The organism is Leptospira fluminis (assembly GCF_004771275.1).
In the GTDB taxonomy this organism is placed as follows: Bacteria; Spirochaetota; Leptospiria; order Leptospirales; family Leptospiraceae; genus Leptospira_B; species Leptospira_B fluminis.
In genome coordinates, this window is sequence record NZ_RQEV01000008.1 from 19081 (window position 1) to 35247 (window position 16167).

Annotated in this window: 18 protein-coding genes; 12 read left to right on the plus strand and 6 right to left on the minus strand. The window is 48.0% G+C overall.

Annotated features, from left to right (window positions below):
* Position 1: 1 nt before the first annotated feature.
* Together EHO61_RS06955 and EHO61_RS06960 are read left to right on the plus strand one after the other, a co-directional pair.
* Positions 2-1918 carry a fumarate reductase/succinate dehydrogenase flavoprotein subunit gene (locus EHO61_RS06955; protein ID WP_135812910.1) on the plus strand — a complete coding sequence of 639 codons (1917 nt, stop codon included), beginning with the start codon at positions 2-4 and terminating at the stop codon, positions 1916-1918.
* Complete coding sequence (locus tag EHO61_RS06960; RefSeq protein ID WP_135812911.1) at positions 1918-2649, plus strand: succinate dehydrogenase/fumarate reductase iron-sulfur subunit; 732 nt, start codon at positions 1918-1920, stop codon at positions 2647-2649. Before EHO61_RS06955 ends, EHO61_RS06960 begins: the two co-directional genes overlap by 1 nt.
* A 56-nt stretch (positions 2650-2705) precedes the next feature.
* Here EHO61_RS06960 and EHO61_RS06965 read toward each other — a convergent pair whose 3' ends face one another.
* From EHO61_RS06965 to EHO61_RS06980, 4 genes are all read right to left on the minus strand, one after another.
* The gene (locus EHO61_RS06965; RefSeq protein ID WP_135812912.1) at positions 2706-3671 is read right to left on the minus strand and encodes a 1-aminocyclopropane-1-carboxylate deaminase; all 966 of its coding nucleotides are present in this window, start codon (positions 3669-3671) and stop codon (positions 2706-2708) included.
* 2 nt (positions 3672-3673) lie between these two features.
* A complete protein-coding gene (lepA, locus tag EHO61_RS06970; protein WP_135813127.1) occupies positions 3674-5476 on the minus strand; it encodes a translation elongation factor 4 in 1803 nt (600 codons plus the stop codon).
* A gap of 143 nt (positions 5477-5619) precedes the next feature.
* Complete coding sequence (locus tag EHO61_RS06975) at positions 5620-6015, minus strand: TIGR04452 family lipoprotein (protein ID WP_425460254.1); 396 nt, start codon at positions 6013-6015, stop codon at positions 5620-5622.
* Positions 6016-6142: 127 nt separating this feature from the next.
* Positions 6143-7174 carry a UDP-3-O-acyl-N-acetylglucosamine deacetylase gene (locus tag EHO61_RS06980; protein ID WP_246032044.1) on the minus strand — a complete coding sequence of 344 codons (1032 nt, stop codon included), beginning with the start codon at positions 7172-7174 and terminating at the stop codon, positions 6143-6145.
* A 178-nt stretch (positions 7175-7352) separates the two neighbouring features.
* Between EHO61_RS06980 and eno the strand changes: the two genes are divergently transcribed.
* The 7 genes from eno to lcpA are packed head-to-tail and all read left to right on the plus strand — an operon-like array spanning position 7353 to position 12259.
* A complete protein-coding gene (eno, locus tag EHO61_RS06985) occupies positions 7353-8651 on the plus strand; it encodes a phosphopyruvate hydratase (protein WP_135812914.1) in 1299 nt (432 codons plus the stop codon).
* 4 nt (positions 8652-8655) lie between these two features.
* The gene (locus EHO61_RS06990; protein WP_167884825.1) at positions 8656-9117 is read left to right on the plus strand and encodes an FtsB family cell division protein; all 462 of its coding nucleotides are present in this window, start codon (positions 8656-8658) and stop codon (positions 9115-9117) included.
* A 10-nt stretch (positions 9118-9127) separates the two neighbouring features.
* Positions 9128-9733: a ClpP family protease gene (locus EHO61_RS06995; protein WP_135766278.1), complete on the plus strand. Its 606-nt coding sequence runs from the start codon at positions 9128-9130 to the stop codon at positions 9731-9733.
* An 11-nt stretch (positions 9734-9744) separates the two neighbouring features.
* On the plus strand, positions 9745-10101 hold the full coding sequence (locus EHO61_RS07000; RefSeq protein WP_135812915.1) for a hypothetical protein: 357 nt from the start codon (positions 9745-9747) through the stop codon (positions 10099-10101).
* A gap of 10 nt (positions 10102-10111) precedes the next feature.
* The gene (locus EHO61_RS07005; RefSeq protein WP_135812916.1) at positions 10112-11113 is read left to right on the plus strand and encodes a YheT family hydrolase; all 1002 of its coding nucleotides are present in this window, start codon (positions 10112-10114) and stop codon (positions 11111-11113) included.
* A gap of 56 nt (positions 11114-11169) precedes the next feature.
* Positions 11170-11712, plus strand: a complete 543-nt coding sequence (locus tag EHO61_RS07010; RefSeq protein ID WP_135812917.1) for a DUF4416 family protein — start codon at positions 11170-11172, stop codon at positions 11710-11712.
* Positions 11687-12259: a complement regulator-acquiring protein LcpA gene (gene lcpA / locus EHO61_RS07015; protein WP_135812918.1), complete on the plus strand. Its 573-nt coding sequence runs from the start codon at positions 11687-11689 to the stop codon at positions 12257-12259. Before EHO61_RS07010 ends, lcpA begins: the two co-directional genes overlap by 26 nt.
* A gap of 33 nt (positions 12260-12292) precedes the next feature.
* Here the strand turns inward: lcpA and EHO61_RS07020 are convergent, their stop codons facing one another.
* Together EHO61_RS07020 and EHO61_RS07025 are read right to left on the minus strand one after the other, a co-directional pair.
* Positions 12293-13036, minus strand: a complete 744-nt coding sequence (locus tag EHO61_RS07020) for a diacylglycerol/polyprenol kinase family protein (RefSeq protein ID WP_425460340.1) — start codon at positions 13034-13036, stop codon at positions 12293-12295.
* Between the two features lie 22 nt (positions 13037-13058).
* Entirely contained in the window at positions 13059-13409 is a 351-nt protein-coding gene (locus EHO61_RS07025) for an STAS domain-containing protein (protein ID WP_135812920.1), read from the minus strand.
* Positions 13410-13455: 46 nt separating this feature from the next.
* On the opposite strand from EHO61_RS07025, the gene EHO61_RS07030 reads away from it, so the two are divergent.
* From EHO61_RS07030 to EHO61_RS07040, 3 genes are read left to right on the plus strand one after another with little or no spacing between them, the layout of a single operon-like run.
* Positions 13456-14175, plus strand: coding sequence for a hypothetical protein (locus tag EHO61_RS07030; protein ID WP_246032045.1), 720 nt, complete (start codon positions 13456-13458; stop codon positions 14173-14175).
* 12 nt (positions 14176-14187) lie between these two features.
* Positions 14188-14535 carry a hypothetical protein gene (locus EHO61_RS07035; RefSeq protein WP_135812921.1) on the plus strand — a complete coding sequence of 116 codons (348 nt, stop codon included), beginning with the start codon at positions 14188-14190 and terminating at the stop codon, positions 14533-14535.
* A gap of 40 nt (positions 14536-14575) precedes the next feature.
* Entirely contained in the window at positions 14576-16066 is a 1491-nt protein-coding gene (locus EHO61_RS07040; protein WP_135812922.1) for an LIC12015 family putative lipoprotein, read from the plus strand.
* The last annotated feature ends 101 nt before the right edge of the window (positions 16067-16167 follow it).

Consider the following 16167-nt stretch of genomic DNA (forward strand, 5'->3'; position numbering starts at 1 on the left):
AATGAGCTTAGATTCAAAAATCCCTTCGGGACCCTTGGAACAAAAATGGGACAGTTACAAATCCCATATCAAATTGGTAAACCCCGCCAACAAACGCAAATATACGATTATAGTCATCGGAACCGGACTTGCCGGAGGATCCGCCTCCGCTACCCTCGCGGAACTCGGTTACAACGTAAAAACCTTCTGCTTTCAAGATAGTCCGAGAAGAGCCCACTCCATTGCGGCTCAAGGTGGAATCAACGCGGCAAAGAATTACCAGAACGACGGAGATTCCGTTTACCGCCTGTTTTACGATACCATCAAAGGCGGCGACTTTCGGGCGAGAGAAGCGAACGTATATCGTCTAGCGCAAGTCTCGGCGAATATCATCGACCAATGCGTCGCGCAAGGAGTTCCGTTCGCGAGGGAATACGGAGGCCATTTGGACAACAGATCCTTCGGAGGAGCCCAAGTCTCTCGTACCTTTTACGCAAAAGGACAGACCGGACAGCAATTGCTTTTAGGCGCCTACTCTTCCCTATCCAGGCAAATCGGATTAGGAAACGTTAAAATGTATCCTAGAACCGAAATGTTGGATTTAGTGGTAGTGGACGGACACGCCAAAGGAGTCGTAATCCGAGATTTGGTTACCGGCAAAATTTCCGTTCATGCGGGGGACGCAGTCGTATTGGCGTCGGGAGGATACGGAAACGTATTCTATCTTTCTACGAACGCAAAAGGCTCCAATGTCACCGCGACGTTCCGCGCCTACAAAAAAGGTGCTTTCTTTGCGAACCCTTGTTATACGCAGATCCACCCGACCTGCATTCCGGTTACGGGAGACCACCAGTCCAAACTGACTCTAATGTCGGAATCTCTTAGAAACGACGGACGTATTTGGGTGCCGAAGAAGAAGGGAGACACCCGGAATCCGGCGGATATCCCCGAAAGCGAAAGGGATTATTATCTGGAAAGAAAATATCCTAGCTACGGAAACCTCTGCCCGAGGGATATCGCTTCCCGCTCCGCAAAAGAAGTTTGCGATGCAGGTTTAGGAGTCGGTCCGGGAGGCCAAGGAGTCTATCTGGATTTTTCCTCCGCCATCCAACGTCTCGGCGAGCATACGATCGCGGAAAGATACGGAAACTTATTCCAGATGTACGAACAAATCACCGGAGAAAATCCTTACAAGGCGCCGATGCGAATCTACCCCGCCGTTCACTATACGATGGGCGGACTCTGGGTGGATTATAATCTGATGAGCAACCTACCCGGTTTATTCGTAATCGGGGAAGCGAACTTTTCCGACCACGGGGCCAACCGTTTGGGCGCTTCCGCTCTGATGCAAGGATTGGCCGACGGCTACTTCGTCTTACCGTATACGATCGGAAATTATCTGGCGGAAGTCGGATTCGGAAAAACTCCTTCGATCGATCACGCCGAATTCAAAAAGGCGGAGACGGAAAACACCGAGAAAATCAATAAATTTCTTTCCATCAAAGGAAAACGGACCGTCGATTCCTTCCACCGCGAATTGGGAAAATTGGTCTGGGACAAATGCGGAATGGCAAGAGACGACAAAGGCCTAAAGGAAGCTCTGCAGAAAATCCCGCAAATCCGGGAAGAATTCTGGAAGAACGTAAACGTCCCGGGATCCGGCGCCGAATTGAACCAATCTTTGGAAAAAGCCGGTCGGGTCGCGGACTTCCTAGAATTCGCGGAACTACTCTGCCTAGACGCTCTCACTCGGGAAGAATCCTGCGGCGGACATTTCCGGACGGAACACCAGATGGAAGACGGGGAAGCCAAGCGCAACGATAGTAAATTCTGCCATGTCAGTGCATGGGAATGGAAGGGAGTCGGCGGAAAACCGGTCGAACACAGGGAACACCTGGAATTCGAGAACATTAAACTCGCAACGAGGAGCTATAAATAATGGATCTCAAACTGAAAGTCTGGAGACAGAAAAACTCCCAAGAAAAGGGAAAAATCGTGGATTATCCCGCCAAAGGAATTTCCGAGGATATGTCCTTTTTGGAAATGTTGGACGTGGTCAACGAAGAACTGATCGAAAAAGGCGATGATCCTATCGCTTTCGAGCATGACTGTAGGGAAGGAATCTGCGGCTCCTGCAATATCATGATCAACGGCGAAGCCCACGGACCTCTTCCCGGCGTAACTACTTGCCAGCTCCACATGAGGTCCTTCAAGGACGGAGATACGATCTTTCTGGAGCCTTGGAGGGCGAAGGCCTTTCCGGTGATCAAAGATCTAGTCGTAGACCGCAGCTCCTTCGATCGGATCATCCAATCCGGAGGATTCGTCAGCATCAATACGGGAGGAGCTCCCGATGCAAACGCGCTTCCTGTCGCGAAAAAGAATGCGGACTTGGCGATGGACGCCGCCACGTGTATCGGATGCGGCGCCTGCGTCGCTTCCTGCAAAAACGCGTCGGCGATGCTCTTCGTCTCCGCGAAAGTTTCCCACTTGGCTCTTTTACCGCAAGGACAGGTGGAAAAACAGGAACGGGTCAAGAAAATGGTCTCAGCTATGGACAAGGAAGGCTTCGGGAACTGTACCAACCAGTACGAATGCGAGGCCGCTTGTCCGAAAGATATCAAACGGGATTTCATAAGAATGCTCAATCGGGATTACATTCTTTCCTAAACTCCCTTGTCTGCCGGGGACAAGAACCCCGGTAGACTTCTCCTCGATTGAATCGCTTATCCTTCCCCTATGGAAAGGCTTTGCAGGATTCCACCCTGGTACACATACAAAATCCTTCCTTTCAATTTGCCTGCCTTGACCAACTCCTCTAAAACGAATAGGGATTTGGCCGCATAGATCGGTTCGATAAAGATTCCGGTCCGAGTCGAAAACTCCTCCGCTACGGACTTCCATTTTTTTCCGCTACGGAAGGCAAAAGATTTTTCCTCGAATTGCGATCTAGGATCGAACAAGGAGGACCACCGGAGATCCGATTCTGGGAATCCGATCTTCTTAGCGTTCCGTAAAATCCAATCCTTCATTCTAGGAAAAGTTAGGCCCAAACTGATTCCTAAGACCGGAATCCTGTTCCATCCTAGAGCGGAAAGCCAAGTCAATCCGGAGCCTACGTCTAGCACGAGCCAGTCATACTCTCTCGGATCGATTTCGTCCCAGAGAGAAGAAAGTCCTTGGAAGGAGGGAGAACAAAAAAGATATTCCGGCATACGAATATCCCAAAAGCCGGACGAAATTTCTGTATCGGAATTTTCTCTCATGAAAAGCCCGACCGACTCTCCGGAAAAATCGAAATCGGGAATTCGGACCGTCTGCTCTTCCCATTCTCTCCTACCGGAAAAAAGGAAAATCTCGGAAAAGCGGCGGGCCAAAATCGATGCCGGACTTTCTAATTTCGGATTCCGGGAATACGCCTCTACCTTAACCGGAATTCCCATCCAATGAAAAAAAAGGACTCCGGATAAAATCGCGTTAGAATGCAAATTTCCGCGCAGAACCGCACGGAATCGACTTCGGGAATCCGAAATCGACTTTAAAAATTCGTAAATTCCCTTCAGCTTTCGAATCTTAGTGCCTTGGGAGAAAAAAATCCTGTCTTCTCTCTTTACGAAAATTTCGGAACCGCCCACCTTCAAAATAGGATGGATCGGAGTGAAGAAATCGAAAGGGGATCGCTTCCCCTCCAATTTTAATCTCCCGTTTTTAGGACGGCGAGGAAGGCTTCCTGAGGGATTTCCACGTTTCCGATCTGCTTCATCCGTTTCTTTCCTTCCTTCTGTTTCTCCAGCAATTTCTTCTTACGGGTGATGTCCCCTCCGTAGCATTTTGCGGTCACGTTCTTTCTCAACGCGGAGATACTTTCTCGGGCGAGGATTTTTCCTCCTACTGCCGCTTGGATCGGGATCATGAATTGGTGGCGCGGGATAAGTTCCTTCAGTTTTTCTATGATTTCCCGCCCTCTTTGTTCTGCTTTGGAACGATGCACGATCATGGACAATGCATCCACAGGCTCCCCGTTTACCAATATATCCATTTTGACCAACTGGGAGGCCTTGTAACCGGAAGGCTCGTAATCCAGGGACGCGTATCCTCGCGTCAAAGATTTTAATTTATCATAAAATTCGAATATTAGCTCCGCCAGAGGCAACTCGTACGTCAACTGGACCTTTTCCTGGGAAAGATATACGGTATCCAGCTGGATTCCCCGCTTATCCATCGCGAGCGACATGATGTTCCCGACATATTCGATAGGAGTGATGATCGAAGCCTTTACGTAAGGTTCTTCCGTGGTTTCTATATTGATCGGATCGGGGAATTTAGAAGGATTGTCTATATCGAAGACCTCCCCCTTCTTGGTGTGGATCGTGTATTTGACCGACGGAGCAGTCGTGATCAGATCCAGATTGAATTCCCTTTCCAATCTTTCCTGCACGATTTCCATGTGCAGAAGGCCTAGATATCCTACCCGAAATCCGAAACCGAGAGCGGCGGAACTTTCCTTTTCGTAGACCAAAGCCGCGTCGTTCAATTTCATCTTTTCGATCGCGTCGACCAGTTCCTCGAATTGCTCCCCTGCGATCGGAAAGAGACCCGCAAAGACCATAGGCTTAGCGTCTTTATATCCCGGAACGGGATCCTGAGTGGGGTTGGAATAAAGCGTTACTGTATCACCCGATCTGGCGTCCGAAACCTTTTTGATCCCTGCGATGATGTATCCGACTTCCCCTGCGGAAAGGGATTCCGTGGGCAGAAGTCCGATTCCTTTGATCCCGACTTCGTTCACTGTAAAATCCTTCTGGTTGCTCATGAGAAGGATCCGGTCCCCTTTTTTTACGGTTCCGACGAATACTCGGATTTTAATGACGACCCCCATATACGGGTCGAAGTAAGAATCATAGATCAATGCCTTCAGCGGTCCCTTTAAATCTCCCGTCGGCGCAGGGATCTGCTTCGTGATTTCCTCTAAAACCGCTTTTACGTTCAACCCGGTCTTTGCGGAAATAGCCACCGCCTTTTCCGCATCCAATCCGAGGCTATCCTCGATTTGCAACTTGGTCCTTTCCACGTCGGCGGCAGGCAAGTCCACCTTGTTCATAACGGGAATGATCGCCAAGTCCTGTTCCATCGCGAGGTACAGATTGGCTAGAGTTTGGGCTTCCACACCCTGGCTCGCGTCTACGATCAAAAGTACCCCTTCGCAAGCTTTCAAAGACCGGGAAACTTCATACGTAAAATCCACGTGCCCCGGAGTATCGATCAAATTCATCGTATATGTATGCCCGTCATCGGCAAGGTAATTGAAGGTGGCGTTATTCGCCTTGATCGTGATCCCTCTTTCCCTTTCTATATCCATAGAATCCAAAATCTGGTCTTTCTTGGTTCTATCATCCGTGACCCTACCGATCTCCAATAGTCGGTCGGCCAGCGTGGATTTTCCGTGGTCGATATGAGCGATAATGGAGAAATTACGGATGTATCTAGGGTCGGACATGCTTAAAAACAAAATTCAGGGGAATTCCTTCCCTGAAAAGCGTTTTCTCGATCCGAGTTTTCGAGGATAAGGTCCGTACCTTGGAAAAAGGACGGTGAGAACAGACGGGGAAAAACGTCCCCGCCCTTTCTTCGGATCGATTCTTAGTAAATCAAACCGTCCGCTTCGATTTTTTGACAGGAGGTTACGATCGTCAAAGTGGAACCGATCAGGTATCCTTTAAATCCTTTGATATCGCTTACGCATTGGTCTACGACCGACTTTTTATAGTACTTCGTAGGATCTATCCCGGCGACATCTCCCGCAATCACGGAAAGAATAGAGACGGTAGCCTTGCCGGAAAGAATGGCGGAATTGACGAGGTCGGTCGTAATGGCCGCATTTTGGATTTCATTGGATGCCACATCACCTTTGACCCTATCATACGTAAAACCGATCGGATCCAAGACCGCGCAATTTACGAGAAGCACACAGAAAAGATTCGAGAGAAAGAACGCTTTTTTCCTCATTTCAAATTCATCCAGATGATTTTTTTTCATTTCTGAGCGTTTCGCTCTTTGCTTGCAACCGTTTTTAAACCGATATGAAATAAATTTCGTCCAAAAGGATTCCGTCCGAAAATCTCTTTCGGAATAGAACCGTCATTACCGTTTCTCTTGCGACAATCTATCCGAAAATTTGCAAATCGAGTTCGGCCAAACGTTCCGGATCACAAGCGAATTGAGCGATGTCGATCTGCTTGTGATGGTCGAACAAATACGTGGTCATCCTTCCCACAAACCTTCCGGAATATTTCTCCTCCACGAACCTGAGCCAAGCGCAAATGTCGATCAACTCGTGGCAGAGAAATTCGAAGTTCCTGCCGGTTTTGGAATCCTGAAATTTTTCCCGAGAGTTATAGATTCTGTCCTCATCCAGCAGGAGTACGTTTTCCAGGGTAAAGGGATAATCCTTCAAACCGCCTGCGAGACCGATCTGGTGGAATTTTTCCGCCTCGGGTTTGGTTCGGAACGCGGTTGTTCTGGCATCGCAGAAATAGGAGAACGTATCCGGACGTAACGTCACTCGGATTCTGGAATTTCCGACGGATGTTCCGGGATAAGAAACCTGGTGATCCAAAACCAACTCGTCGGCATCCTTGGAATTCGCAGGAGGTTCCAGGATGCAATATCCCTTTTCCCATTCCAGGGCAAAAGGAGAAGAGACCGAAATCGCTTTCCTCTTTTCCAATTTTCTAAAATTGTCCTTTAAGCCTGTCGAATAAGGAAGGTCGCAGGTATCGAAGGTGGGAAAACTCGACTCGGAGGTTTCTATATCCGTATAGACTCCGTACGCCAACATCCAGGCCAGCGGATGTTCTATGATCTTAACTTCTCCCAATTGTATATTATGATTTCCTTTAATACAATAGGAAGCGTCCAAGGGAAATCGGCTTTCTCTCCAGGAAAAGGAGGATTTTTCCGGATCGGTTGCGGGACGAACGTAAACCCGACTGTTCCTGTTTTCGAAGGTCGCCTTCCCTTCTAGAACGAATTCCCTTTCGACGGTATAGGAAAAATCCCGGCTCGAAACCGGAGGCGTTCCTATAAAATGGTCCGGTAAAAAAAGGATCTCTTTCGACCGCGCTTCGCGCAAACGATCCAATCGGGAAGAATCACGGACGATCTCGAATTCCGTCGAAAGTTCGGTATCGGACAAAGGGAACCTCCTTCCGTTTCTTTCGGAAAGGTCCGCCTTCCGACGGGCCCTGCTGCGAAAGTTTGTATCTTCCTCTAAAACGTGAGCAACCTTTTTTCCCCGTTTCCCGCTTGATTTATTTTGCAGAACGCGAAGAATCTCAGAAAAAATCCTTCGGGAAAGAATTACAGGAACTATCATGCTCAAATCTTCCAAAATCTCCGGAATTACAGCTCGAGAAATCATGGACTCTCGCGGAAATCCGACGGTAGAAGTGGATGTAAAATTAGAAGACGGGTCTTTCGGCAGAGCCGCCGTTCCCTCTGGTGCCTCAACGGGCGAATACGAAGCGGTGGAACTAAGGGACGGAGACAAATCCAGATACGGCGGCAAAGGAGTTCTCAAAGCCGTAGATCATGTGAATTTGAAAATCAAAGAATTATTGTTAGGGGAAGACGCTCTCGACCAAAATAGGATCGATGCGCTCATGTTGGACAAGGACGGAACCAAGAATAAATCCAAATTAGGGGCCAACGCCATTTTAGGTACCTCCTTGGCTGTCGCCAAAGCCGCCGCCTCCCATACCCGGCTCCCATTGTACAGATACATCGGAGGAAACTTCGCCAGAGAACTCCCCGTACCCATGATGAATATCCTGAACGGAGGTGCTCACGCCGACAACAACGTGGATTTTCAAGAATTCATGATTCTCCCCGTGGGAGTATCCAGCTTTCGGGAAGCTCTCCGGGTCGGAGCGGAAATATTCCATAGCTTGAAATCCGTACTCAAATCCAAAAAACTGAACACTGCCGTCGGAGACGAAGGCGGATTCGCTCCGGACCTAGCCAGCAATGTGGAAGGCCTGGAAGTCATTCTAGAAGCCGTCGAAAAAGCCGGATACAAACCCGAAAAGGACATACTTTTGGGTCTAGACGCCGCCTCTTCCGAATTTTACGATAAATCCAAGAAAAAATACGTGCTGGGCGGAGAAGGAAATAAGGAATTTACCGGCGCGGAATTGGTGGAATACTATTCAAATCTCGCCGCTAAGTATCCGATCATTACTATTGAGGACGGATTGGACGAAAACGATTGGGAAGGCTGGAAGATCCTGAGCCAAAAGCTGGGGAAAAAAGTACAGTTGGTCGGAGACGATCTATTCGTCACGAACATCGAGAAACTTTCCAAGGGAATTTCTTCCGGAGTCGGGAATTCGATCCTGATTAAGGTGAACCAAATCGGGTCCTTATCCGAAACTCTGGCCTCCATCGACATGGCCAAAAAGGCGAAGTACACGAACGTGATCAGTCATAGATCCGGAGAAACCGAAGACGTAACGATTTCGCATATCGCGGTCGGAACGAACGCAGGCCAGATCAAAACGGGATCCTTGTCCCGGACGGATCGGATCGCAAAATACAACGAACTCCTCAGGATAGAAGAGGAACTCGGAAATTCTGCGGTATACAAAGGAAGGGAGACCTTTTATAATCTATAACCCCATGGGCTCGAAACTCGCGAACAGGCTTTTCCTAGGATTGGTTTTTCTCTCAGGACTCTTCTATTTTACGATCCTGGGAGAATCCGGCCTGGTCGTGAGGTCTACCCTCGAAACCAACCTCTCCGAACTGCACCTGGATGTGGAAAGGTTGGAATACGAAAACCGCCAATTGGAAGAAAGGCAAAAACTGTTACGGGACGACAAGGTCGCCTTGGAAAGAGAAGCCAGAAGATATTATCTTTTATCCGAAAACGCCCATATTATCAAATTCAAGGAAGCAGAACCTAGGTCGGAAAACCGACCGGTTCTGGCCTCCCGTTTGATCGCCCTCCGTGCAGGAAAGGATCTGCCCGTCCCTCCCATCCAATTGATCCGCTTTTTTTACGTGTCCTTTGTCGCGTTCGTATGTATTGGTGTTTTCAGAAAATTGCGTAAGAAGAAACTGGAACAACGAAGCGCTTAAGGGAGCCCGAATGTCTGAGACCGAGAAAATTACTGAAGTTTTCGAAGAACTTACCGGAAGCAAAATTTCCAGGAAGCTGATCGACCATAGAAAAATATTTCTTTGGGGACCTGTAACGGACGAATCCGCGAAGGATATCGTAGGCAAACTCCTCTTTCTAGAAATGGCGGACCCCGGAAAAGATATTACGTTTTATATTAACAGCCCCGGAGGAGTCGTGACTTCCGGACTTACGATTTATGATACGATCAAAATGATCAGTTCTCCCGTACACACCGTTTGTATGGGATTGGCGGCATCCATGGGATCCGTTCTACTCGCCGCAGGAGTCAAAGGCAAACGCTCCATCTGGCCCAACGGAAAAGTGATGATCCACCAACCCTCCATCGGAGGCCAGATCGTAGCTCCCGCTTCCGATCTGAAAATCCAGGCAGAAGAAATCTTGAAAACCAGGGCAAGGCTGAACCAAATCCTGGCGGATGCCTGCGGTCACCCCGTCTCCAAGCTGGAGGAGGATACGGACAGGGATTATTATATGGATGCGGACGAGGCGATTCAATACGGTATCGTGGACACCCTCGCCACTAAAATAGAATTCCCTAAATCGAATTCGTAAGGAAGCTATCTTTGTCGGAGGCTCCCCGGATCGAAGACGCCCTAAAAGGCTTTCTGGAAAATCCCCAAGGGAGAGCCTCGGATGGAGACAAGGCATTCTGTTCCCTACTCCTGGAATTCTGCGAACTCTTATTCGCCGAGGAGGAAGGCGATAGTCGGGAAAAAATGACCCTGAGCAACCTAGGTTCCTTTGAACTAGACGAGTTCTTCCATTTTTACCTCCCCGACATGCACCCTGACGACTCTCAGATTCAAAAGAAGGCTAAGGATTTTCTCAAGCGCTTCCGCAAATATCTGGAAAGAAAGAATCTTCTGAGCAAGGTCCAATCGGAAGACTGGAAAGAATTCTTTCAAGAAAACGGAATATAAGGCTTTCTTTATGGATCATCCTCCGTTTCGACCCAAGCGTTTCGTCTCCGGCAAACACGCTCAGACCATCTATAATACCTTTTTTCCGCCTGCAAATCGACTACGAACCGAATATTTCTGCGAGGATATCCTTCTTACGGTTCGTGACGATTCCCGAGACATACTTTGGCTGGAACACAATCCGCCCGTTTCCACCTACGGAAAAAAGGGACCCAAGTGGAACGGGTCTTATATAGTCATGCTCCATGGAATGGAAGGAGATTCCGAAAGCCCTTACCTGGTTTCCCTGGCCCAGGGAGCGTTAAACAGGGGATACGGAAGCATCCGAGTGAATCTCAGAAATTGCGGAAGAGGAAGAGGCTTCGCAAAGCATTCGTATTACGCCGGCCAATCGGAGGACCTGGAAGACGTGTTGGATTACGTCCGAGAATCCGTCTGCAGTAAGGTGTTCGTATCCGGCTTTTCCCTCTCCGCCAACCTGATTTTAAAATTTTTCGGAGAAAGAACGGATCGCCAGGCGAGAGGCTTCTCCGCTGTTTCTCCTCCCTTCGATCTGGCCAAAAACTGCGCTTTTATCGATTCCGCCAGGGGAAGATTTTATCGGGAACATTTTCTGAATAGCTTCCGTCGCAAGATCAAGGAAGGGGTCGTACAATTGACTCCGGAAATCGGAGTGAATCTAGCGAACGTGAGATCCTTCTTCGATTTCGACGATTTGATCACGGCTCCCACGTTCGGCTACAGAAGTGCATTAGATTATTATAAGATAAATTCCTGTAAAGATTACATATCCTCCATCCGACATCCCGGAATTCTAGTACACGCGGAGGACGATCCGGTCGTTCCTCTCTTCGAATGGGATTCCGTGCCTTGGGAAAAACTCCCCCATCTCAAGGTCCTACTGACCAAAAAGGGAGGGCACGTTGGGTTCGTCGCCGATTCCAGTCCGGAGGTTCCCGACGGCCATTGGGTCACGAAAATTCTGCTGGATTATTTCGATTCCAAATTATAGCCTGAATTCCGGACAATCCTAAGAAATCGATTGTCGAACAGAGCAGTCCATCCCGAGTGAAACAAAGACAGACCGTCAAGCAGCGCAAACCCCTCCCCGCTTCTTTTTTCCTAGTGGTTTCTTTCGAAGACGAGGAATGCTATTATAAACTGAAAGAAAAGGCGGAAGAGATCTTTTCCCAGACTCTCTACGAATCCCAAGCACTCCCGAAGTGGAGTCACGAGTTCGCGAACTTTTTGGACTCTCCTTTGGGACGCCACACTCGTATCCTTTCGTTCAAACGTAGGATTTCGAGAGAAGAACTTCCGAGTCTCCAAAAGGAATGTTCCAAAACCCAGGACAGACTTCGGAAATCCGACCAATCCTTCCGTATTTTTCCGGGGTATCTTACCCCTTATAATCTAGTGTTAGCTTCCGTAGAAGAGGATCTCCATAGGGTCTATCTGTTTCACGGAGTCTTTGCCGAAATCGTTTATACTTACCAGGGGCAGAAATGGGTTTGCCAAGCCTCGGCTCCGAATTTCTTTAAGTCCCCGGAAGTTCTGTATTTTTTTACAAACCTGAGAGAGTCCTATGTTTTATCCCTCGAAAAACGTTAACCCTTTTATTTTCCTTTTTGCCGCTGTTCTCAACTGTTGCGAACCGTCCGCTCTGCAGATCGGTTCCGTGGAACTTTGCGATTACTTTACGAGAAACGGGAACTGCGAGGAGCCCGTCGCAAAAAATAAGAAATACGAAGTGAAAATACCGAATAACAAAAGACCCCAGACCTGGGAAGACTTGGCGAACTACCTGTATTTTCATGCAAGGGAGACTCCCGGCTTCGTGATCCGTGCAAATCGGAACTTCACACCGGAGGAAAAGAAGCGTCTAAAAGAATCCTATTTTGCCATGTACGATTTCGCGGGAGAACGGGGCAAAATGGAAGGCTTAGAAATCGGCGAGAATTGGGTGGGTTCCTTCAACTATCTCGGATCCATGATTAAGGAAAAACTAAAAAAGGAAAATCGACTGAAGCAATACCCTTACGAATCCGGTTTGTTTCCTGCGGACCTGGAATTCAGCTGGTCCTCCGCACTTTTTTCCGGCACACTCAAGACCAGGATCGATTTCGTGTACAACGTGCTTCCGCCCGAAACGAAATAACCTGAACGACGATCTCGATCGGAAACGAAAAAATCAATAGATCATCTGCAAAGGATTCAAAAATATCCGATCCGCATGAATGCCTAAAACCAAATAGGCCACGATTCCCAAAACGAGCGCGGAAACAACCGGTATGAGAAGATTATCGTCGATCAACCCGTTCCAATACGTTCCGCTATACAATTCCGTAACCGCGGCAGAAACGATGGCGGGAAGAATCAAAATCAGATTCTCTCCGAAGGAACCGGAACCGAAATGATAGATTCCGAGTATCTTAGGTTGGGCTTGGACCAGATACAAAAACCAAAGACCGACTACCAGCGTGGAAAGGATAAAAGCGAGGATCCCTTCCTTGGATTTTCCGTTCGAGAAGCGGTTTTTACCGAAGTGCACCCCCACCCAAGCCGCCATCGGATCTCCGATTACGAGAAACAACATGGATAAGATCGTTATGTCTGGGGGAAAAAAAAGTACTACGAACAGAATGGAAAGAAAATACGGAAAGGTCCCGTTGATCCTGTATTTTTCCTCCTCTTTCAATAAAGGCCCCGCTACCTTTACGAAAAGGGTTTGGACCGCCTGAACGTGAAAGCGGGAATACTCCAGAACCACCAGCAATAACAGACAGACGAATAGGATGACGGTGATGAGCACCCAAGTCGCATGCTGCATACCGAAGGCTCCCTGGAAAACGTCCATATAATAGCAGACCGGAATCAAAAGCCCGAGTAAATGCCAAGCCTTTCGGAAGTAATTGAAGGATGCGGGTCGAGTAATTTCCAATTTTCTAATTCCTAGTTTATCGTTTGGAGGCCATTTTTAAGGCCGCCTCCTCGTCGCCGGCGATCAGGAAAAAACCGTTCAAGCCCGCCATCTTGAAAACGTTCAAAATCGGTTTCGAGATATTCACCAATACGAGCTTATTCTTATGGCCGAAACTGACCTGATACACTTCTTTGAGCGCCTGCGCGCCCTTGGAAGAGATCAGATGCACGTCTTCCAAATCCATAATCACCGGTCCTTGGCGAACGGCAACGGAAAGAACTTCTCGAAACTTTTTCTCCGTAAAGGAGTTGATAGAACCTTGCAACTTCAGAACCTGAACGTTGTCTATCTTTTCCGTCGAGATCAATATCTCGTTCAGGATCATAGTTTCTCCGATTGGTCAGGATACGGAATTTTCCCAAAAGATACAAATGGTTTTTCTGTTATTCGTTTCCGCCTTTCTCTTTTTCAAAACGTACGATTTTCCGTTTTCCGGGACCTTAGTCCTCGGCCTTACCCTAGCTACATCCCTCGATTTCCGCGAAAGCATGCGGAAATTTCCTCCCGTTTTTCTGACATTTCCGACCCTACTTTGCCTCCTTTCCCTTTGGGACGGATCTTCCCCCGAAGATATTCTGGACCTAATCTCGATCAGCCTAGCCGGAATCCTTTCCTACAGGGAATCGCTGCGATTCGACGGAAATTACAAATCCGTACCCGCTGAGGCCATCCTCGCGCTTCTACTCGCCTGCGGACTCATTTTCTCCTACTCTCGGGAAGAATTTTCCGCCTTCCTATCTCCGGCCCTAGCTTTGTTGTTCTTAAAAAAGGGATTCGGTAAAAAAATACGGATCCTTTTGCTTCTCGCTCTTCTTTCCCTCTCCGCGATTCATTTGTACGGGATAAACCCCTCCTTGCCGACCGAACCTTCCTTCAGCAAATCGATCTTGATCTGTTCCGCGATGGGACTCTTACTATTTTACGGAAAGGAGGCTCTCATCGAAAAAATACTCTTTCTGTTCTCCTTTTTGGCCGTTTCCGCATCCCATCCGGGCCCCGAATTTCCGGGCTATTCTCTGGGGTTGTTTTTTTCCTACTTGCAAGAACGGGATAGGGAGAAAGAATCCGAAAGGGAGGAATCGTCCGGATAAGCAGGCGTTCGTATGAAAATTAAAATCGCTCACCTTCTCAGAAAAACGGAAGAGATCGAAAGAGATCTGACCGAATTGGGAAAAATCAAGGACCGGATCGCAACCGACCGGGACTACTCTGAGTCTCTAAAGGAGTCCATCGGAGCCGAGATGAAAAAGCTCAGCTCGCAAAGGGACGAACTTCTTTCTCTTTCCACGAAGGAAATCCCAAGCGGATGGAACCTTCCTTCCTCTTCCTCCGGAGCAAGAGCCGCAGAGGGTCTGTACCAAGACAACGAAAAACGTCTGACCAGCGAAATATCCGTTGAAATACAAGGAAAGCGCCAGCAACCTGCCCGAAAGACCGTTCATAAATACTAATCCCATCAAACTTCCGAAAAAATCAGGTAATCAAAGAAACATGAGTAAAAAAATCATCGTACTCTCTCTCTTAGGAATCCTATTTGCGGATTGCAAATTAGATTCCGACGTACTGGCTTCCTTTAAAGGAGGTACGGTCACACGTAAAGAGCTTAGAACCCATTACTTTTACAGTTTAAAAGGCCGTAAAATAGATGAGACCAACGCCTCGGTGGAAAACCAGAACAAGATCCTGGAAGAGCTGAGTCTCCTCAAAATGGCGGAACTTTACAATAAGGATCATCATTTAGTTTCCGATCAGGATATGGAAAAGTACCTGAAATATTCCGAACCCCAATTCGCGTTTTCCCTGTATCGTAAAAAATTCGAGGACGGAATCGCGAAAGAAGGAAAAGTCAGAATGGCTTTCATACGAGTACTTCTCGTAGCGACTCCCGACGCATCCGGAAAGACTCCGAAACAGAAAGGGGAAGAGCTACTCGCTCAACTTTCCAAGTTATCCTCCAAGAAGGAGACGGCTAAGTTCGTCTCCGAACATACCGAAGAACCCCAGAGAAAAGCGGTAGGCGGAGTTTTGGAACCCGTCTGTCTGGACTGCGGAAACGATCCTCTCTCCGCGATTCTTTCCCGGGCCGCCGAAAATAAGGGAAAATGGATCTTAGAAGAGAGCGCGGGAAAAGTCTATGTTCTGCGCGCGGAAAGAGTTGAGAATATCTACCTAGCTCGTTTGGACAAATTGTTCAAAACGGAATTGGCCAAACAAAGGGACGCCGCAAAGGATTATTTACAGAATCCTAATTTGACGGAAGAAGATAAGAAAAATGCGAAATTCTATTCGGAACTCCGGGTGGAAGACATATCCGGTCAGTACGCCGACTATTACAAAAATAAGTTCTTGGCCGAGGGCTGGAAAAAGAGCATAGACAAAGTAATGGAAGAATCCGGTTGGGAGCCGGCTCAAATCTCCCAAGCGAGCATCCCTGCTCTCGGACCCGAAACCGTTCTCCTCTCCGATAAAAAGACGGGATCTTCGGTAAAATACAAAGAAGTATTAGAAAACTTTAAAGATTTTGCGGCCACAAGCGGAGCGGATCCGATCGCGGGAAAGGACGAAAAATCCGTAGTGATCAATTTCTACTCTTCTCGCTATCTTCCTTTGAAGATCGGAGAACGCTCCGAAACTATCCACGCGATTCGAGAATCCCAGGAATTCAAAGAACTCTTTCCGATCCAAAAAAGATTCCTAGTGCTTCCGCTTTTCATGAAGAAAGTTTTTCCTCCTAAAATCGAAGTGGGAGAAGCGGAAGTAAGAAGCACTTACGAAGCCGGTAAGATGTTCGCGTATTCCAAACCGAATCCGAATAACCAAAAGGAAAGGACTCCCGTTCCGTTTGCGGAAGTTCGGGAAAAGATCCACCAGGAGTTGCTGGAAGCCAAGAAACAGAGCTTAGCCCAGGAATTCATCGGAAAGTTAAAAACGGAATACCAATTAACCGTAGCCACGGAGCAACTGAAACCCGGACGAATCTAATAGAAATTGCTACAAAGATTCGAAAACGTTCCGAACCCCGGCAAAGAAGCCGGGGTTTTTTATTTTGCATTTCTTCTTTCGATCGGACCCGAGTCTACTTA